At 66.9% G+C, this 17769-nt stretch carries 18 protein-coding genes and 1 pseudogene; 9 read left to right on the top strand and 10 right to left on the bottom strand.

Features of this window, described 5'->3' with window-relative positions:
* Window positions 1-27: 27 nt before the first annotated feature.
* The 4 genes and pseudogenes from AB4059_RS03225 to AB4059_RS03210 all read left to right on the top strand — a co-directional run.
* Window positions 28-621: pseudogene (locus AB4059_RS03225) on the top strand (DNA mismatch repair MutL family protein); the annotation flags it as partial.
* On the top strand, window positions 618-1568 hold the full coding sequence (locus AB4059_RS03220; RefSeq protein WP_498976531.1) for a DUF1684 domain-containing protein: 951 nt from the start codon (window positions 618-620) through the stop codon (window positions 1566-1568). The pseudogene AB4059_RS03225 and the gene AB4059_RS03220, both read left to right, overlap by 4 nt.
* A 14-nt stretch (window positions 1569-1582) precedes the next feature.
* Window positions 1583-2527: a TraB/GumN family protein gene (locus AB4059_RS03215; protein ID WP_498976530.1), complete on the top strand. Its 945-nt coding sequence runs from the start codon at window positions 1583-1585 to the stop codon at window positions 2525-2527.
* A 5-nt stretch (window positions 2528-2532) separates the two neighbouring features.
* Complete coding sequence (locus tag AB4059_RS03210) at window positions 2533-2895, top strand: VOC family protein (RefSeq protein WP_498976529.1); 363 nt, start codon at window positions 2533-2535, stop codon at window positions 2893-2895.
* Between the two features lie 7 nt (window positions 2896-2902).
* On the opposite strand, the gene rnfB is transcribed toward AB4059_RS03210, so the two are convergent.
* The 3 genes from rnfB to AB4059_RS03195 all read right to left on the bottom strand — a co-directional run bounded on the left by rnfB (window position 2903) and on the right by AB4059_RS03195 (window position 5917).
* The gene (gene rnfB / locus AB4059_RS03205) at window positions 2903-3313 is read right to left on the bottom strand and encodes an Rnf electron transport complex subunit RnfB (RefSeq protein WP_498976528.1); all 411 of its coding nucleotides are present in this window, start codon (window positions 3311-3313) and stop codon (window positions 2903-2905) included.
* Between the two features lie 10 nt (window positions 3314-3323).
* Window positions 3324-5378, bottom strand: coding sequence for a methionine--tRNA ligase (gene metG, locus AB4059_RS03200; RefSeq protein WP_498976527.1), 2055 nt, complete (start codon window positions 5376-5378; stop codon window positions 3324-3326).
* A 95-nt stretch (window positions 5379-5473) separates the two neighbouring features.
* Window positions 5474-5917: a DUF2147 domain-containing protein gene (locus AB4059_RS03195; protein WP_498961897.1), complete on the bottom strand. Its 444-nt coding sequence runs from the start codon at window positions 5915-5917 to the stop codon at window positions 5474-5476.
* 141 nt (window positions 5918-6058) lie between these two features.
* Here AB4059_RS03195 and apbC point away from each other — a divergent pair, with 141 nt between their 5' ends.
* From apbC to AB4059_RS03180, 3 genes are read left to right on the top strand one after another with little or no spacing between them, the layout of a single operon-like run.
* Window positions 6059-7129 carry an iron-sulfur cluster carrier protein ApbC gene (gene apbC, locus AB4059_RS03190; RefSeq protein ID WP_498976526.1) on the top strand — a complete coding sequence of 357 codons (1071 nt, stop codon included), beginning with the start codon at window positions 6059-6061 and terminating at the stop codon, window positions 7127-7129.
* Between the two features lie 44 nt (window positions 7130-7173).
* Window positions 7174-7743: a dCTP deaminase gene (gene dcd, locus AB4059_RS03185; protein ID WP_036166972.1), complete on the top strand. Its 570-nt coding sequence runs from the start codon at window positions 7174-7176 to the stop codon at window positions 7741-7743.
* A 33-nt stretch (window positions 7744-7776) separates the two neighbouring features.
* Window positions 7777-8268 carry an RDD family protein gene (locus AB4059_RS03180; RefSeq protein WP_498976525.1) on the top strand — a complete coding sequence of 164 codons (492 nt, stop codon included), beginning with the start codon at window positions 7777-7779 and terminating at the stop codon, window positions 8266-8268.
* A gap of 46 nt (window positions 8269-8314) precedes the next feature.
* Here AB4059_RS03180 and AB4059_RS03175 read toward each other — a convergent pair whose 3' ends face one another.
* From AB4059_RS03175 to AB4059_RS03165, 3 genes are read right to left on the bottom strand one after another with little or no spacing between them, the layout of a single operon-like run.
* Entirely contained in the window at window positions 8315-8605 is a 291-nt protein-coding gene (locus AB4059_RS03175) for a hypothetical protein (RefSeq protein WP_498976523.1), read from the bottom strand.
* Window positions 8606-8622: 17 nt separating this feature from the next.
* The gene (locus tag AB4059_RS03170; RefSeq protein WP_498976522.1) at window positions 8623-9042 is read right to left on the bottom strand and encodes an HIT domain-containing protein; all 420 of its coding nucleotides are present in this window, start codon (window positions 9040-9042) and stop codon (window positions 8623-8625) included.
* Window positions 9039-9707: a dienelactone hydrolase family protein gene (locus AB4059_RS03165; RefSeq protein ID WP_498976521.1), complete on the bottom strand. Its 669-nt coding sequence runs from the start codon at window positions 9705-9707 to the stop codon at window positions 9039-9041. Before AB4059_RS03165 ends, AB4059_RS03170 begins: the two co-directional genes overlap by 4 nt.
* Before the next feature lie 150 nt (window positions 9708-9857).
* Here AB4059_RS03165 and rimO point away from each other — a divergent pair, with 150 nt between their 5' ends.
* A complete protein-coding gene (rimO, locus tag AB4059_RS03160; RefSeq protein ID WP_498976520.1) occupies window positions 9858-11216 on the top strand; it encodes a 30S ribosomal protein S12 methylthiotransferase RimO in 1359 nt (452 codons plus the stop codon).
* On the opposite strand, the gene greB is transcribed toward rimO, so the two are convergent.
* The 4 genes from greB to AB4059_RS03140 are packed head-to-tail and all read right to left on the bottom strand — an operon-like array spanning window position 11213 to window position 15006.
* Window positions 11213-11710 carry a transcription elongation factor GreB gene (greB, locus tag AB4059_RS03155; protein WP_498976519.1) on the bottom strand — a complete coding sequence of 166 codons (498 nt, stop codon included), beginning with the start codon at window positions 11708-11710 and terminating at the stop codon, window positions 11213-11215. The genes rimO and greB overlap by 4 nt on opposite strands.
* Window positions 11711-11714: 4 nt before the next feature.
* Window positions 11715-12971, bottom strand: a complete 1257-nt coding sequence (locus tag AB4059_RS03150) for a hypothetical protein (RefSeq protein ID WP_498976518.1) — start codon at window positions 12969-12971, stop codon at window positions 11715-11717.
* Complete coding sequence (locus AB4059_RS03145) at window positions 12968-13429, bottom strand: hypothetical protein (protein ID WP_498976517.1); 462 nt, start codon at window positions 13427-13429, stop codon at window positions 12968-12970. Before AB4059_RS03145 ends, AB4059_RS03150 begins: the two co-directional genes overlap by 4 nt.
* 50 nt (window positions 13430-13479) lie before the next feature.
* Window positions 13480-15006: a helicase HerA-like domain-containing protein gene (locus AB4059_RS03140; RefSeq protein WP_498976516.1), complete on the bottom strand. Its 1527-nt coding sequence runs from the start codon at window positions 15004-15006 to the stop codon at window positions 13480-13482.
* Between the two features lie 169 nt (window positions 15007-15175).
* Between AB4059_RS03140 and AB4059_RS03135 the strand changes: the two genes are divergently transcribed.
* A complete protein-coding gene (locus AB4059_RS03135) occupies window positions 15176-16723 on the top strand; it encodes a transglycosylase SLT domain-containing protein (RefSeq protein WP_498976515.1) in 1548 nt (515 codons plus the stop codon).
* Window positions 16724-17769 lie beyond the last annotated feature (1046 nt).

Genomic DNA, 17769 nt, shown 5'->3' with positions numbered 1-17769 from the left:
CGTTCGATGTCGATGCCCGACGCGCGCGACGACGCCGCGCCACCGCTCGGATTCGCCATCGCGCAACTCCATGGCATCTACATCCTCGCCGAGAACGCCGAGGGCCTGATCGTCGTCGACATGCACGCCGCGCACGAACGCATCGGCTACGAAAAGCTCAAGGGCGCGCACGACGGCGAAGGCCTGCGCACGCAACCGCTGCTGGTGCCGATGAATGTCGCGGTCTCCGAACGCGAGGCCGATGTCGCCGAACGCGAGGCGGGCACGCTCGCCGCGCTCGGTTTCGAACTCACGCGCAGCGGCCCCGGTTCGCTGTTGTTGCGCAGCGTACCGGCCCTGCTCGTCGACGGCGACGTGGAAGCCTTGCTGCGCGACGTGCTCGCCGACCTGCGCGAGCACGGGGAATCACGCCGCATCGCGGCCGCGCGCGACGAGCTGTTGTCGACGATGGCCTGCCACGGCGCCGTGCGCGCCAACCGTCGCCTCACCATCGCCGAGATGAACGCGCTGCTGCGCGAAATGGAAGCGACCGAACGTTCCGGCCAGTGCAACCACGGACGTCCCACGTGGACGCGTTTTGCATTGGCCGACATCGACAAATGGTTCCTGCGAGGGCGTTGAACATGGGGAAGGGGAAGCAATTCGCGTTGGCCCTGTTGGCCTGCACGCTCGTCCTGGGCGGCTGCGGCAAGGGCAACGACGAAGCCGCGGCGAAAGCGGCGGCACAAGCGCGCGCGCGTGCATTCGCCGCATCGGAAAAGCCGTGGCGCGATGCGCGCGTGGCCGAGTTGACGGCGCCCGATGGTTGGACGTCGGTCGTCGGCCTGCACTGGATCGACCCCGGCTCGCATTACGCCGGCACCGCGGGCAGCAACGGCCTGCGCATGACGATGGGCCCCGAACACCTGGGCATGTTCGTCCTCGGCGCCGATGGCCACGTCACCTTCGTGCCGGACAAGAGCGTGGCGGTGACGCTCGATGGCACGCCCTTCGTTGGCGCGACGGTGCTGAAGACCGATGCGGACGAGGGTGGCCCGGACAAGATCGGATTCGATGGCGGCAAGGGCGTGGCGACGATCATCAAGCGCGGCGATCGCGTCGCGCTGCGCGTCAAGCACAGCGACGCCGCCGCGCGCCTGCATTTCGCGGGCCTGCAGTTCTGGGCCGGTGGCCCCGAATGGAAGGTCGCCGGGCGCTTCGTCCCGCATCCGGCGGGTACGACCTTGCCGATCGTCAACATCGTCAACATGGTCGAACAAGTGCCCAATCCCGGCGCCGTGGAGTTCGTGCAGGGCGGCAAGACGCATCGCCTGGAACTGCTGGACCAGGGCGAGCCGACGCTCTTCCTCGTCTACGCCGATCGCACGAGCGGGCACGGCAGTTATCCGGCGGGGCGCTATCTCGATCTCGCGCGTCCCACCGCCAACCGGCAGATGACGATCGACTTCAATCGCGCAGAGAATCCGCCGTGCGCGTTCACCGCGTTCGCCACCTGTCCGTTGCCGCCGGTCACCAATCGCCTCGACCTGGCGGTCGAAGCCGGCGAACGCGTCTACGAAAAGCATTGACCAAAGGATCCTCCATGCGTCGCACCTGGCTGCTCGCCGCAACGCTCGCCTTCGTTTTCCCGTCGTTCGCCGCGGACAACATCGCGCCGGTGGCGAAGTCCTCGGCGCCGGTGCCCTTGTTGTGGAAGGTGTCCGACAAGGACAACACCGTGTACCTGCTCGGCTCCTTCCACATGCTGACGAAGGACGACTATCCCTTGTCGAAGGACATCGACGCGGCCTATGCCGACGCCGAAGAAGTGGTGTTCGAACTGGCGCCGGAGGAAATGTTGTCGAAAGACCTCGGCCTGGCGATGACGCAGGCCGCGCTGCGCACCGACGGCAGCAAGCTCGACGATGATCTTTCGCCCGCGTTGCGCGCGCGCCTGGCCACGTGGCTGCGCGAGAACGACCCCACGCTCCGGCAGATGGGCCTGCAGCCGGAGATGTTCCAGTTGGTCGATGCCTGGTACGCCAGCCTGCTGGTGACGATCGCCGAAGCGCGCACGGCGGGCTTCGATTCCGAACTCGGCCTCGACGCGCACCTGGGCAAGCAGGCCAAGGCCGACGGCAAGCGCATGCAGGGCCTGGAAGGTGGCATGAAGCAGCTGGCGATGTTCGAGAACATGGGCAAGGCCGAGCAATTGCAACTGATGGCCGAATCGCTCGACGAGAAAGAGGGTGGCCCCGAGGCACTGCGGGAACTGCACGTGCTGTGGCGCAGCGGCAATGTCGACAAGTTGTGGAACAAACTCGGCGTCGAATTCCGCGATGAATACCCGGGGCTCTACAAGACGATCAACAGCGATCGCAATGCGGCGTGGGTGCCGATGCTCCGCAAGCGCCTCGATACGCCGGGCACCGACGACACGCTCGTCGTGGTCGGCGCGCTGCACCTGCTCGGCAAGGACGGCGTGGTCGAACGCATGAAGGCGCAGGGCTACACGGTCGAGCGCGTTTGCTCGGCCTGCGCGAAGTGACCCGCATGGCCACGCTCACGCCCATGCTGCAGGTGCCCGACATCCGCGCGACGATCGCGTGGTACCTCTCGGTCGGGTTTACCTTGCTCGAGTCGGCGGAAGAAGAGGGCGAACTGACCTGGGCGCTGCTCGGCTACGGCGAGGGCCGCGTGATGTTCAACTGTGGCGGCCAAGCGAGCGATGCGCCGCGTCGCGACGCGGACCTGTACCTGCAGGTCGAAGACGTGGATGCGCTCTACGAATCGCTTCCCGGCGGCATCAACGTGTTCGAGGCGCCGCACGACACCTTTTACGGGATGCGCGAGTTCATCCTGCGCGACAACAACGGCTTCTGGTTGACCTTCGGCGAACCGATGCGCCGGCACTGAGCGATCGTCAGGGCGCGATCATCACGATGCAATCCACCGGGCATGCGGGAACGCAGAGTTCGCAACCGGTGCACAGCGGCTCGATGACGGTGTGCATGCGTTTGCTGCCGCCGACGATCGCATCGACCGGGCAGGCCTGGATGCACTTGGTGCAGCCGATGCAGTCGGGTTCGACAATGTAGGCGAGCAGCGGCGGCTTGTGTTCGCCGCGCGCGCGATCGAAGGGGACGGGCGCGACATCGAGGATCTTCGCGAGCGCACGTGCGCCGGCATCGCCGCCGGGCGGGCATCGTTCGACACCGGCTTCGCCGCGCGCCATCGCTTCGGCATAGGGCCGGCATCCGGCGAAGCCGCACTGGCCGCACTGCGTCTGCGGCAGGACGCGATCGAGACGTTCGACGAGATCGATCGCGGTCACCGGTCCCACATCACTTCACGGGCGAACCCGCGGGCGCGCCCGGTGCGTCGAGCAAGTGCAGGCCGCCGCCATCGGCACCGGCGGACAGGATCATCCCTTCGCTCACGCCGAAGCGCATCTTGCGCGGCGCGAGGTTGGCGATGAACACCACGTTGCGACCGACCAGCGCCGCCGGATCGGCGTAGGACGCGCGGATGCCGGAGAAGATCTGGCGCTTGCCCAGTTCGCCCGCGTCGAGTTCGAAGCGCAGCAACTTGTCGGAGCCTTCGACGAACTCGCAGGCCAGCACCCTCGCCACGCGCAGGTCGAGCTTGGCGAAGTCGTCGATGCCGATGTGCGCAGCGTCTGCGGCCACGGCCTTCGGCGCCTCGGGCTTGGCGGCGGCAACGGCGACGGGCTGCGGCGCGGTCGGCGCCATGGTGTCCTTGCTGGCTTCGGTCATTTGGTCGATGTGCTTGGGGTCGATGCGGGTGAAGAGGGGAACGTAAGCGTCGATGCGATGCGCGAGCAGCGGCTGCGCCAGGTCCTGCCAGCCTGCGACGGGCGCGCGCAGGAAGCCTTCGGCGCGCTGCGACAGCAAGGGCAGCACCGGCTTGAGCATCGCGGCGAGCACGCGGAACAGGTTCAGGCCCTGCGTGCACACGGCCTGCAGCTGCGCATCGGCGCCTTCCTGCTTGGCGAGCACCCAGGGCTTGGTTTCGTCGATGTAACGGTTCGCTTCGTCGGCAAGCGCCATCGCGTGGCGCAACACGGCGGCGGGCTGGTTGGCTTCGTACGCGGCGGCGACTTGCGGGATCGCGTCGACGAAGCGCGCGTACATCGCCGCATCCGGCAACGCATCGGCGAGCTGGCCGTCGAAACGCTTCTCGATGAAACCGGCGCAACGACTGGCCAGGTTCACGAACTTGCCCACCAGGTCGCTGTTCACGCGTGCGACGAAGTCGTGCAGGTTGAGGTCGAGGTCGTCGACACCGCCGCCGGATTTGGCCGCGAAGTAATAGCGCAGCGCTTCGGGTTCCAGGCCGGCGTCGAGATACGTGCGGGCCATGACGAAGGTGCCGCGCGACTTGGACATCTTCGCGCCATCGACGGTGAGGTAACCGTTGACGTGCAGCTTCGTCGGCGCGCGGAAGCCCGCGCCGTGCAACACCGCCGGCCAGAACAGGCCGTGGAAGTTGACGATGTCCTTGCCGATGAAGTGGTGCAGCTCCGCTTCGCTGTCGTGCGCGAGGTACTGCATGAAGTTCGCGCCGTCGCGTTCGCACAACACCTGCAGCGCCGAGAGATAACCGATCGGCGCGTCGAGCCACACGTAGAAATACTTGCCCGGATGCCCGGGAATTTCGAACCCGAAGTAGGGCGCATCGCGCGAGATGTCCCACGCGCGCAGGCCGCCTTCGGCGTCGAGCCATTCCAGCAGCTTGGCGCGCACGCCGGGGACCGCGACGTCGCTGTCCAGCCATTGGCGCAGGAAGTCGCTGAAGCGGCCGACTTCGAAGAAGAAGTGATCCGAATCGCGAAGTTCCGGCGTGGCGCCACTGAGCACCGAGCGCGGTTCCTTCAAATCGGTCGGCGCATACGTCGCGCCGCAGTTCTCGCAGTTGTCGCCGTACTGGTCGGGCGTGCCGCAATTCGGGCAGATGCCCTTGATGTAACGGTCGGGCAGGAACATGCCCTTCGCCGGATCGTAGAACTGCGCCACGCTGCGCCGCGCGATGTGGCCGCGTGCATCGAGCGCGGCGTAGATCGCTTCGGTCAGTTGGCGGTTGGCCGGCGAGTTGGTCGAATCGTAGTGGTCGAAGGCGACGTGGAAGGCGGCGAAGTCGCGCTCGTGCTGCGCCTGGATCGCGGCGATGAACGCCTCGGGCGTCGTGCCGGCCTTCTCCGCCGCGAGCATGATGGGCGTGCCGTGCGTGTCGTCGGCGCACACGAAGCGCACCGCGTCGCCGGCCATGCGGCGCGCGCGCACCCAGATGTCGCCCTGGATGTAGCCCACCAGGTGCCCGAGGTGGAGCGGGCCGTTGGCATAGGGCAGGGCGCAGGAGACGGCGACGTGGCGGGGCATGGCGCGTGTTTCGAACAGGGCCGGCGATTATGGCACGGACACGAAAAAGCCCGGCTTGCGCCGGGCTTTTGCGGCCGATCGCGTGGACGCGAACGTCAGTCGGTGCGTTCCCACTTGCCGGTGCGGCAGAACACGAACTTGCAGCCGGTGATTTCCAGGTGCTTGCCGTCGGCCGAGGCCTTGACGCTCTTGACCTTGAAGTGTTCGCCGGCAGAAGGCTTGAAGCCCTGGCCGCCGCCCCACACGCCATCGGTCTGCTTCACGTCCCAGAACACCAGCATGCCGGTGACCGGCTTGCCCTTGTCGGCGCCGTCGCACTTGTCGCAGGTGGCGTTGGGCTTGTTGAGGGTTTCGACGACCTTGGCCGCGATGCCGCCGTTCTTGGTGCGATACACCTCGGTGATCGACATGGCCTTGCCGGTCTCGTCGTCGAAGGTCTTCCACTTGCCGATGACCGGATCGGGCGTCTGGGCCGACGCGGCAAACACAGCGGCGAGCAGCGGCATCGCCAGCACGGACGCGAAGAACTTGGTGCGCATGGGTCCCCTCCCAGGGATCGTTGAACATGCCCGCACGAATCCGGCGGACTGGCGGCTTTATACCGCATCCGGGTGCGTACGGAATCCGGGGTCGCGCCGCGGTTCAGCCTACAATGCGCGCCTTCCCCCGCAGTGCCCGCCATGACCCCGCTCGAATCCCGGATCGCCGCCCTCCGCGACCCCGCCGCGGGCCTGACGCTCGCGCAAACCGGTGCGCGCATCCGCGCCGCCGTCAGCGACGGCCAGGCCGCCGTCGCCGTCACGCTGGGCTATCCGGCCGCGAGCTGGCACGAGGTGCTGCGCGCGCAGGTCGCCGAAGCGGTCGCGGCCGAAGGCCTGAAGCTCGCCAGCCTCGAACTGCAGACGCGCATCGACGCGCACGCGCCTCAAGGGACGCTCGCGCCGCTGGCGCGCATCCGCAACGTCATCGCGGTCGGCTCGGGCAAGGGCGGCGTGGGCAAGTCGACGACCACGGTGAACCTTGCGCTGGCGCTGGCCGGCGAAGGCGCGCGCGTGGGCGTGCTCGATGCCGACGTTTACGGCCCCAGCATCCCGACGATGCTCGGCCTCACCGGCCGGCCCGACAGCCCCGACGGCAAGGCGATCGAACCGATGCACGCCCACGGCGTGGAAGCGATGTCGATCGGCCTGATGGTCGAGCAGGACACGCCGATGATCTGGCGCGGCCCGATGGCCACCTCCGCGCTGACGCAGTTGCTCGAGCAGACGCTGTGGGGCGGCGAAGGCCAGCTCGATTATCTGTTCGTCGACCTGCCGCCGGGCACGGGCGACATCCAGCTCACGCTCGCGCAGAAGATCCCCGTCGCCGGCGCCGTGGTGGTCACCACGCCGCAGGACGTGGCGACGCTGGACGCGCGCAAGGCGCTGCGCATGTTCGAAAAAGTCGAAGTGCCGGTCCTTGGCCTGGTCGAGAACATGGCCGTGCATACCTGCTCCAACTGCGGCCACGTCGAACATGTGTTCGGCCATGGCGGCGGCGAGCGCATCGCCGCGCAGTACGGCACCCCCTTGCTCGGTTCGCTGCCGCTGGAAATCGGCATCCGCCAGCAGGGCGACGCCGGTACGCCGATCGTCGTCGCCGTCCCCGATTCGCCGGCGGCCGCGGCCTACCGCGCCGTCGCGCGCCGCATGGCGGCGGAACTGGCGAGCCGCCCGCGCGCGCCGGTGTCGCTGGGCGCGCAGCTGCTGTAGAACGCCCTACAATCCCGAAATATCGCCAACCCGCACGAGACCGCATGAGCATCAAGAGCGACCGCTGGATCCGCCGCATGGTCGAACAGCAGAAGATGATCGAGCCGTTCGAACCCGGTCAGGTCAAGCACGCCGCCGATGGCCACCGCATCGTCAGCTACGGCACCTCCAGCTATGGCTACGACGTGCGTTGCTCGCGCGAGTTCAAGGTCTTCACCAACATCAACTCCACGATCGTCGATCCCAAGCATTTCGACTCGGGCAGCTTCGTGGACATCGAATCGGACGTGTGCATCATCCCGCCCAATTCCTTCGCGCTGGCGCGCACCGTCGAATACTTCCGCATCCCGCGCGACACGCTCGTGGTGTGCCTGGGCAAGAGCACGTACGCGCGCTGCGGCATCATCGTCAACGTCACGCCGCTGGAACCGGAATGGGAAGGCCACGTGACGCTGGAATTCAGCAACACCACGCCGTTGCCGGCGCGCATCTACGCCAACGAGGGCGTGGCGCAGATGCTGTTCTTCCAGTCCGACGAAGTGTGCGAAACCTCGTACAAGGACCGCGGCGGCAAATACCAGGGGCAGACGGGGGTCACCCTGCCGCGGACGTAAGTTCCAACATCCACCAGGGGAAGGGGAAAACCGATGGACGACAATCCGTATCAGGCGCCCAGCGCCAACGTGGCAGAGCCTGTCGAAGAAGCACTCGCCAGTCGCGGTGAACGTTTCCTCGCGGCCTTCATCGACGGCATCATCCTGCTGGCGATCATGCTGCCGGTGATGTTCTCCACGGGCTACTTCACCCGGATCCAGGGGGGCGTTTCGCCGGGCATCTCGGTCCTGCTCGGCTATGCGTTCGCAGGCTTCCTCGTGTTCCTGATCGTGCAGGGCTGGCCGCTGTCGCAGACCGCGCAGACCTGGGGCAAGAAGATCATGAGCATCCGCATCGCGCTGCTCGATGGCACGCAGCCGGCCTTCGGTACGCTGATCCTCAAGCGTTACCTGCCGGTGCACGTCGCAGGTTCCATCCCGGTGCTCGGCACCGTGCTCACCCTGATCGACGTGTTGCTCATCTTCCGCGCCGACCGCCGCTGCGGCCACGACCTGATCGCGGGCACGCAGGTGTTGAAGGGTTGAAGATCCACATCCTCCGCCGCGTGCGCGGCGGAGGATGCATTCGCGATCAGGGCTTCTGGTAGGTCACGAAGAAGCCCTGCAGGTCGCCGTTCTCGATGTACGGCTCCACGCTCTGCACCTTGTAACCGCGCGTGGCGAAAGCCTGGTGCGCGCGGCTGAGCGCATTGGCCGCACCCTGGTTGCGGAACCCCCAGGTGGCATCGACCCAGATCGTCACTGCGATCAGGTTGTTCTTGACCGCTTCGTTCGCGACGTCGTCGGGCTTCTTGTCGAACAGCCCCGCTTGCGCAGGCAGGGCGAGGACGGCCAGCGCGGCGGCCAGGAACAACTTGCGCATTGCGAACTCCGGAGGGGTCAGGGACGTTCGCCGATTGTCGCGCGCAACAGCTGAATCCGCTCGATCAGCAACTCCGGTGCGTAGGGTTTCGCCGCCGCCATGCCCCAGACCGGGCGCGGCCAGGCGATGTCCTCGCGGTAGCGGGCGATGACGTGGATATGCAATTGCGGGACCAGGTTGCCGAGTGCGGCCACGTTGAGCTTGTGCGGACGGAACACCTGCAACGCACGGCACGCGCGATCGATCTCCTGGACCATCACCAGTTGCTGCGGCGGTGCCAGGTCGGTGACCTCGGTCGCTTCGGCGATGCGCGGGACGAGGATCAACCAGGGGTGGTTGGCATCGTCCATCAGGCGCACTTCGCACAGCGGCCAGTTCGCGACCGGATGCGTGTCGTCGGCCAGTTGCGGGTGCAGGTGCCAGGCGTCGAGGTTCATCGCAATTGCGCCTCGAGGAAATCGCAGGTGCGTCGCCAGGCGAGCTTCGCCGCGTCGGCGTCGTACACCTTCGGGTCCACGTCGCGGTTGAACGCATGGCCGGTGCCTTCGTAGACGAAGGTCTGCGCCTGCGGTTGCTTCTGCCGGTGCAGCGCGACGTCCTGCGGCGGAATGCTGTTGTCGTTCGCGCCGAAGTGGAACATCAGCGCGGCCCCGGCCTTCTCGTCGAGGAAAGGCACGCTGCGCGCGCCGTAGTAACCCACCGCGGGCAACGAAAGTCGTGTCGCGCACAGGAAGGCGAGGGTGCCGCCCCAGCAGAACCCGACCGCGCCCACGCGCAAGCCTTCCATCTGCAGTTTTTCGGCGGTCGCGTTGACCACATCCATCGCGCGCTCGGTGCCCAGCGCCGAAACCAGGGCGCGGGCGCGCTGGATGCCTGCATCGTCATAGTCCAGCTCGACCCCGTGCTCGACCGGATCGAACAGGGCCGGCGCGAGCGCCACGAAGCCGGCATCGGCCAGCCGGTCGGCGACGCTGCGGATGTGCGGGTTCACGCCGAAGATTTCCTGGATCACCACCACCGCGCCCTTCGAGGGGCCTGCCGGCTCGGCGCGCCAGCCGCGCACCGGCCCGTGCGGGGTCTCGATATCGATCCATCCGTGCATGGCGCGGGCCTCCTGGCGATGGGCACGGGGGCATCGTACTCCTTGGAAAATGGCTGAATCATCAAGCGCGGATCGATGGACAAGCGGCCGTAGGGACCCGCCCCGCCTCTATAATCCGCGACCTTCCGCAGCCCCCCGGTCCGCCCCGCGATGTCCACCGCCACCAAGCCCAAGTCCGCCAGCCAGGGAGGCAGGGTCGGGTTCGTCAGCCTCGGGTGCCCGAAGGCGCTCGTCGACTCCGAACGCATCCTCACCCAGCTCAAGGTGGAGGGCTACGACATCGTGCAGACCTACGACGATGCCGACATCGTCGTGGTGAACACCTGCGGCTTCATCGATTCGGCGGTGACCGAATCGCTCGAGGCCATCGGCGAAGCCATCGCGGAAAACGGCAAGGTCATCGTCACCGGCTGCCTGGGCAAGAAGCCCGAACAGATCCGCGAAGCGCACCCGGGCGTGCTGTCGATCAGCGGCCCGCAGGATTACAAATCGGTGATGGAAGCGGTGCATCTGGCGCTGCCGCCGTCGCACGATCCCTTCGTCGACCTGGTGCCCGATTACGGCCTGAAGCTCACGCCGAAGCATTACGCGTACCTCAAGATTTCCGAAGGCTGCAATCACCGCTGCACCTTCTGCATCATCCCCTCGATGCGCGGCGACCTGGTCTCGCGCCCCGTCGACGATGTATTGCGCGAAGCCGAAAAGCTCGCGATGGGCGGCGTGCGCGAGTTGCTCGTGATCTCGCAGGACACCTCGGCCTACGGCGTCGACGTGAAGTACGCCGAGCGCACCTGGCGCGGCAAGGCCTACCAGACGCGCATGAAGGCGCTCTGCGAAGGCCTGTCCGAGCTCGGCATCTGGACGCGCCTGCATTACGTGTATCCGTATCCGCACGTCGACGACATCATTCCGTTGATGGCCGACGGCAAGTTGCTGCCTTATCTCGACATTCCGTTCCAGCACGCCGCGCCGCGCATCCTCAAGCTGATGAAGCGCCCGGGTGCGGTGGAGAAGACGCTCGAGCGCGTGCACAAGTGGCGCGAGATCTGCCCGGAACTGGCGATCCGTTCGACCTTCATCGTCGGCTTTCCCGGCGAGACCGAAGCCGAATTCGAAACGCTGCTGGACTTCCTCGATGAAGCGCAGCTCGACCGCGTCGGCGCCTTCGCCTACTCGCCGGTCGACGGCGCGACGGCGAATGCGTTGCCCGATCCGGTGCCCGAAGACGTGAAGCAGGACCGCCTGGCGCGTTTCATGGAGCGGCAGGCCGCCATTTCCGCCTCGCGCCTGGAGGCGAAGATCGGGACGACGCAGCGCTGCATCGTCGATGCGATCGACGGCGACCTGGCGATCGCGCGCTCGCGTTTCGACGCGCCGGAAATCGACGGGCTCGTGCAGATCCAGGATGGTCGCGAAGCGGGCCTGAAGCCGGGCGATTTCGTCGACGTGGAGATCCTCGGCTCCGACGAACACGACCTCTACGGTGAAGTGAACTACGCCGAGGGTTAGTACGTCACCTCGACGATGAAATAGCGCGCGACGCCGCCCGGCAGCGTCGCTTCGAATTCATCGTCCACGCGTTTTTTCAACATCGCGCGCGCCAGCGGCGAATCCACGCTGATCCATCCCAGCTTCGCGTCGGTCTCGTCCGGACCGACGATGCGGTAGCGCTGCGTTTCGCCGGTGGTCGCATGTTCGATCTGCACCTGCGCGCCGAAGAACACCGCCTCGCGATCGGCCGGTGCGGTGTCGACCACCCGCAAGGACTCCAGCCGCTTGGACAGGTAGCGCACGCGCCGATCGATCTCGCCGAGCTGCTTCTTGCGATACGTGTATTCGGCGTTCTCGGAGCGATCGCCCTCGGCCGCGGCGGCGGCGAGGGCCTTCACCACTTCCGGCCGGCGCACGCGCCACAGGTCATCGAGTTCGGCCTTCAGGCGCGCATGGCCCTCGCGCGTGATCAGCGCGGTGGCTTTTTCCCCGGGTGGCCGCCAGCGTCCCATCGCGTTACGTCAGGCTCAGCGCCGCGTCGATCTTCTGCAACAGCGCCGGATCCTGCGTGCGCGTACGCGCGCGTTCCAGCAAGACCTTCGCTTCGGTCGGGCGGTTGAAGCGCTCCAACAGCAACATCGCCGCCGTGAGGCCCCACTGCGCCGACGCCGGATCGCCCGGATGCGCGTTGAACAGCGCATGGAGCGCGTCGACCGCCAGTTGCGCCTGACCGCCGAGACGGGCCTGTTCGGCCAGGCGTGCGCCGTGTTCGGGCAACAGCGTGACGAAGGCCGGATCGGCGTCGAGGCTTTCGCGCAACAAGGGCAGGGCCTTGCGGTCCTGCTTTTCCATCATCAGCTGATGCACGAACTGACGCGCGTGTTCCAGCACCACGCGGACATCGCCGGCCTGCTGCAACAGGCGGCGATACAGCTCGTGCACCTCGACCGAAACCGCGCGCGTGCGCACTTCGGTCCGCAACAGCGCGATCGCATCGGTAATGCGTCCTTCGCGGATCAGCGGCTCGGCCTGGGCGATCACCGGATCGGTGGCGCCGCCGCCGATGGCCGGTCGCGCGGCATCGGGTTGCAGCGTCGCGGGCGCGTATCCGAGTTCCTCGTGCGCCTGGAAGATCAGGTAGCCCATCAGGTGGAACGCACAGAACAAGCCCCAGAACCCCAGCACCGTCGCCAGCCAGTTCGCGACGAACGACGGCATGATATGGCCGAACCACGCGCCGGCCATCACCGCGCCCAACTGGATGACGAACAGCGCGCCGACGACGGCCAGGTACGGCCAGCCGATGCGCGCGACGACCGAAAACGACGTCGCCGGATTCAGGGCCGCCGACAGACTGCCGGTCATCGCCAGCGTCATCGTCAACGCCGGTTGCAGGAACACCAGCAAGGCCAGGCCGCCGACGATCAGCAACACGTGCTTGGTGAGGATCAACGCGAAGAAGAGCGCACCGAGCAGGATCTGCAGCGCGAGGAAACGCCACACCACGCCGTTGTCGACGGTGAGGATCACTTCCGGCGATTCCATGTCGCCGTCCGCCGAGCGCCGCAGGATCTCGAAGGCGTACTTGTAGGCGGCCAGCCACATCGCGATGCCGATCAGCCACCCGATGAAGGGGAGCACGCGCGCGAGCGCGAGCAACGCGAGCATCACCAGCGTGACGAATGCCGCGCCGCGGACCGGATACAACGCGATCGCGGAAATGCGTTGCCAGAACGGTTCCGGCGCTGCCGCGGCGCGGGGCGCCGTATTCATTGCGCGATGCCTGCGCGACGCAGTACCTGCGGGCCGTTCGCGGCCTTGAGGTGGTCGTTGTCGACCAGTTCGTACACGCGGTCGTCCTCGGACTTCGCGTTCGGGTCGAGGCGGATGTGGCGCGCGTCGGGTTCGAGCGACCACGTGCCCGTGCTCGCCTGTGCCGCATGCGAGTTCAAGGTGTACGTGCCGTCGGCGGCGAACGCCACGTCCATCCCCTCGCTGGTGAAGGTGCCGGCGAAGGCTTTCGCATCGAAGGTCGTGTGTTCGCCCGGTGCCGGCGATTCGGAGACGCCCATCGCGGGCGCGACGGTCGCCGGCGCCGGCGCCGGCGCCTGCAGCGTCGCGGGTGCGGCGAGGGTGGCGGCCGGAGCGATCGGCGCGGCTGGTTCGCGCTTGCACGCCGACAAGGCGAGCAGGGCGAGGACGGGCAGCAGGAGGCAGACGGACTTGCGCATTTCAATTCCCCCGAAAAAGTGGATCGTGCGTTGTCGTTCTTGTTTTCGAATCAGCGGCGCGAGCCGCCGAAGATGCTGCCCAATACGCCGCGCAAAATCTGCCGGCCGATCTGGCTGCCGACGGTGCGCGCGGTCTGCTTGGCCATGGTTTCGACCATGCCCTGTCGCCGCTTGGTGCCGAAGACAGCGTCCTTCACCGCCTGGCCGACGCCGGGTTCGTCGCGTTCGTCTTCCTCGCGCGACTTCGCCTTCGGTGCATCGACGCGCTCGGCGGCGGCCTGCGCGTGTGCGGCGAGTTTTTCCGCCGCCGACTCGCGGTCGATGCGCGTGTCGTACTTCGCGCCGACGGGGCTGCCCGCGCGCACCTGTGCGCGTTCGGCATCGGTGATCGCACCCATCCGGCAGTGCGGCGGCGCGATGAGCGTGCGTTCGACGGGCATCGGCACGGCGCGCGCACCGTCGTTGTCGTGCAGCGTGGAGACGAGCGCTTCGCCGACGCCGAGCGCGGAAATGGTCTTGCTCACGTCGAGATTCGGATTCGCCACGAAGGTTTCGGCGGCGGTGCGCACGGCCTTCTGGTCGCGCGGCGTGAACGCACGCAGCGCGTGCTGCACGCGGTTGCCGAGCTGGCCGAGGATCTGGTCGGGCACGTCGTCGGGGAACTGCGAGCAGAAATACACGCCCACGCCCTTGGAACGGATCAGGCGCACGACCTGTTCGACACGCTGTTGCAAGGCGGGCGGGGCGTCGTCGAACAGCAGGTGCGCTTCGTCGAAGACGAACACGAGCTTGGGTTTGTCCAGGTCGCCCACTTCCGGCAGCGTTTCGAACAATTCCGACAACAGCCACAACAGGAAGCTCGAATACAGCCGCGGCTTCAGCACGAGCTGCGAAGCGGCGAGGATGCCGATGACGCCGCGGCCGTCGGGCGTGGTGCGCATCAGGTCGGCCAGCTCCAGCGCCGGCTCGCCGAAGAATTGTTCGGCGCCGTCCTGTTCCAGACGCAGCAATGCGCGCTGGATGGCGCCGATCGATTGCGTGCTGACCAAGCCATAGGACGTGGAGATGTCCTTGCGCTCGTCGGCGACCACGCCGAGCAGGGCGCGCAGGTCTTCCAGGTCGAGCAACAACAGGCCGCGGTCGTCGGCCAGTTTGAAGACGATGTCGAGCACGCCCGACTGCGTGTCGTTGAGCTCCAGGATGCGCGCGAGCAGGGTGGGGCCCATTTCGCTGACGGTCGTGCGCACCGGGTGTCCGAGTTTCCCGAACAGATCCCAGAAGATGACCGGATTGGCGGCGGGCGCGTAATTCGCCACGCCGATCAGCGCCGCGCGATCGAGCACCTTCTGGTCCGGCATGCCGGCGACCGCGAGTCCGGCGACGTCGCCTTTGACGTCGGCGAGGAACACCGGCACGCCCAGCCGCGAGAAGCCTTCGGCGAGCGTCATCAGCGTCACCGTCTTACCGGTGCCGGTCGCGCCTGCAACCAGGCCGTGGCGGTTGCCGTACTTGGGCTCCAGCACCACCGCGCCACCCTGGGGCGTGGTGACCGACTTGCCGACGAGGATGGGATCCATGGGAGCGCCTGTTCAGAGTCGGTCGGTAGGTCGGGAGATTCTAGCCGTGCGTCGGCCACGCGAGGGCATTCCACCAACGGGTCCGCAGTTTCACATCGCCGATGGGTTGCAGTGCAGCACGCGCGCCGATACCTTCGACCGCACTTTCGTTCGTAAAGCCCCCATTTCGATGTCCGATCCGGTTTTCCCGCGCCTTGCCGCACTCTGCTTCGCCACCACGCTGGCGCTGGCCGCCGTCGTTTCGCCCGCGCATGCCGCATCCAAGCGGGACCAGGCCGCCGCCGAGGCGTTGAACGCGCGCATGGCCGCCGCCGAGCAGCGCTATCGCGCCGCGCTGGTGCGCATCGGCAACGCCGATCCGGGCGGCACGGCGGAAAGCGATGCCGCGCTGGAGGACATGGAGGATGTCATCGCCGCCTGCATGCAGCTCAAGGGCTGCTCGGTGCCGACGATGCTCGCCACCTACAAGCGCCTGCTGAAGTCCAAGGCCGACAGCGAAGCCCAGTCCGCCGACGACGACGTCGCCGCCGACGACGAGGGCGACGACCATGCGATTTCGTCGGTCGCCACCGACGTGCCGGAGGCCGCGCGCGCCGCGCAGCTGTTGTCGGACGACCACCGCTTCGACCAGATGGTGCAGTACAACCCGGCGGTGCAGGCCGGTATCCGCAAGTGGTTGACCGACATGCGTCCGGCGCTGATCGGCAGCTACGAGAATTACCAGTACATGCGCCACCTGATGTGGCCGGAGTTCCAGCGCGCGGGCCTGCCCGAGGCGTTGTTGTTCGGCATCATGGCGAAGGAATCCAACGGCAAGGTCCATGTCAGTTCGCGCGCGGGCGCGGCGGGGCCGATGCAGTTCATGTACAACACCGGCAAGCGCTTCGGCCTCGGGCCGGACGGCACGGGCTTCGACACGCGCTTCGATGCGCGTTCGTCCGCCGAAGCCAGCGCGGCCTATCTCAACGAGCGCATGTCCCAGCTCAATCGCAGCATCGAGCTGGCGCTGGCCGCCTACAACGGCGGCGAAGGCCGCGCGTTGCGCGTGTTCAACAGCGCGAACGGGCAGGGGTTCTGGGACGCGTCGGTCTACAACCAGTTCCCGGCCGAGACGCGCGATTACGTACCGATGGTGGTCGCCGCCGCGTGGTTGTTCCTGCATCCGAAGGAATACGGGCTGACGTTCCCGAAGGTCGATGCGAAGCCGGCGATGCTGAAGTTGACGCGCGCGGCGTCGATCTACGAGTTGACGATCTGCCTGGGCAACGGTGGGACGCGCGACGGGTACATGCGTGCGTTGCGCAATCTCAATCCGCGTTACGAGGCGGACAGTTGGTTGCCGGCGGGTGCCACGCTCAATGCGACGACGAAGATCGTCGGTCTGTACGGTCGTCATTGTGCGCAGGGGGCGCGTGCGGATCTGGCGCATCAGTTGGTCATGAGTGATGCGGCCTCGGCGGTGCGCGGTGCGGCCGCGGTGGCGAGCATCGACGACACGCCGCGTCCTACTCCGGTCGCTTCGGCCGAGACGCCCAAGCCGGCGAAGGCCGCGAAGTCGAGCAAGTACAAGGTGCGCGGGGGCGAGACGCTGACGGCGATCTCGAAGAAGTTCTCGTGCGACATGCGGGAGTTGGCGCACGCCAACAGCATCAAGGCGCCGCGGTATGCGATTCGGCCTGGACAGACGTTGAAGCTGGAAGGGTGTTCGGCCGACTGAGGTGGATTGCACCTCCCCTCCAGGGGAGGTCAAAAAGAAGCCCGCCGCATGGCGGGTTTCTTTTTGGGTGGGGTAGAGCGGGGTGCGCAGGATTGTCGTCGTGTTGGTGGGTGCTGCGACTCCATCCGGGCGCAGCGGCACGCCGCATTGAAGGCCACATTGCTCCGCAAGGGCGCACGCTCCGCAATGTGGCCTTCAACGCGACGACCGCTGCGCTGGCGGCTGGTGGTTTCGCGACAGCACTTGGGGAAGGTGCCCGTCGCGGGTTGATCGATGCGCGCCGACTGCCAGCACACCAGATGGACGGAACGTCGCCCACCTCGGCGCTCGCGCCGTCGCACATGGTCGCCTCTGGCAGGCGACGTTCCTCGCAGCGATCTGATCGGAAGGCGGATTGCACTTCCCCTCCAGGGGAGGTCAAAAAGAAGCCCGCCGCATGGCGGGTTTCTTTTTGGGTGGGGTAAAGCGGGGTGCGCAGGATTGTCGTCGGCTGTTTGGGTGCGCCTCCACCAGGTGGGCGCAGCGGCACGCCGCATTGAAGGCCACATTGCTCCGCAAGGGCGCACGCTCCGCAATGTGGCCTTCAACGCGACGACCGCTGCGCTGGGGGCTGGTGGTTTCGTGACAGCACCTGGGGAATGTGTCCGTCGTCGTTGATCGATGCGCGCCGACTGCCAGCACACCAGACGGACGGAACGTCGCCCACCTCGGCGCTCGCGCCGTCGCACATGGTCGCCTCTGGCAGGCGACGTTCCTCGCGGCGATCTGAGCGGAAAGCGGGGCCTCTCCCTCCGGGAGGGGCGTTGGGAGCGGGCTCGGGGTTGGAGCCGCCATCGATGGCGTTCTCAATGCAACTGGTTGCCTCGCAATCGGCATCAACGGCGCTTTTCGACGCCACGAGTTGCGTTCGAACGGGCATCGATGGGGTTCTCAACGCAACGAATTGCGTTGGCGCCGGAATCGATGGCGCTCCCAACGGCACGCGTTGGCCTGGAACGGGTATCGATTGCGCTTTTCGATGCCACGAGTTGCGTTCGAACTGGCGT

The organism is Lysobacter sp. 2RAF19, assembly GCF_052115395.1.
GTDB lineage: Bacteria > Pseudomonadota > Gammaproteobacteria > Xanthomonadales > Xanthomonadaceae > Noviluteimonas.
The sequence above is the reverse complement of the archived record's forward strand: the minus strand, read 5'-3'. Positions and strand labels throughout refer to the sequence as shown.

Excerpts from the sequence above, each read along its gene's own strand:
- AB4059_RS03215 (WP_498976530.1), top strand. The coding sequence starts at position 1,583 with ATGCGTCGCACCTGGCTGCTCGCCGCAACGCTCGCCTTCGTTTTCCCG.
- dcd (WP_036166972.1), top strand. The coding sequence starts at position 7,174 with ATGAGCATCAAGAGCGACCGCTGGATCCGCCGCATGGTCGAACAGCAG.
- AB4059_RS03195 (WP_498961897.1), bottom strand. The coding sequence starts at position 5,917 with ATGCGCACCAAGTTCTTCGCGTCCGTGCTGGCGATGCCGCTGCTCGCC.
- AB4059_RS03165 (WP_498976521.1), bottom strand. The coding sequence starts at position 9,707 with ATGCACGGATGGATCGATATCGAGACCCCGCACGGGCCGGTGCGCGGC.
- AB4059_RS03170 (WP_498976522.1), bottom strand. The coding sequence starts at position 9,042 with ATGAACCTCGACGCCTGGCACCTGCACCCGCAACTGGCCGACGACACG.
- metG (WP_498976527.1), bottom strand. The coding sequence starts at position 5,378 with ATGCCCCGCCACGTCGCCGTCTCCTGCGCCCTGCCCTATGCCAACGGC.
- apbC (WP_498976526.1), top strand. The coding sequence starts at position 6,059 with ATGACCCCGCTCGAATCCCGGATCGCCGCCCTCCGCGACCCCGCCGCG.
- AB4059_RS03135 (WP_498976515.1), top strand. The coding sequence starts at position 15,176 with ATGTCCGATCCGGTTTTCCCGCGCCTTGCCGCACTCTGCTTCGCCACC.
- AB4059_RS03150 (WP_498976518.1), bottom strand. The coding sequence starts at position 12,971 with ATGAATACGGCGCCCCGCGCCGCGGCAGCGCCGGAACCGTTCTGGCAA.
- rimO (WP_498976520.1), top strand. The coding sequence starts at position 9,858 with ATGTCCACCGCCACCAAGCCCAAGTCCGCCAGCCAGGGAGGCAGGGTC.
- AB4059_RS03180 (WP_498976525.1), top strand. The coding sequence starts at position 7,777 with ATGGACGACAATCCGTATCAGGCGCCCAGCGCCAACGTGGCAGAGCCT.
- AB4059_RS03210 (WP_498976529.1), top strand. The coding sequence starts at position 2,533 with ATGGCCACGCTCACGCCCATGCTGCAGGTGCCCGACATCCGCGCGACG.
- AB4059_RS03140 (WP_498976516.1), bottom strand. The coding sequence starts at position 15,006 with ATGGATCCCATCCTCGTCGGCAAGTCGGTCACCACGCCCCAGGGTGGC.
- AB4059_RS03175 (WP_498976523.1), bottom strand. The coding sequence starts at position 8,605 with ATGCGCAAGTTGTTCCTGGCCGCCGCGCTGGCCGTCCTCGCCCTGCCT.
- AB4059_RS03145 (WP_498976517.1), bottom strand. The coding sequence starts at position 13,429 with ATGCGCAAGTCCGTCTGCCTCCTGCTGCCCGTCCTCGCCCTGCTCGCC.
- greB (WP_498976519.1), bottom strand. The coding sequence starts at position 11,710 with ATGGGACGCTGGCGGCCACCCGGGGAAAAAGCCACCGCGCTGATCACG.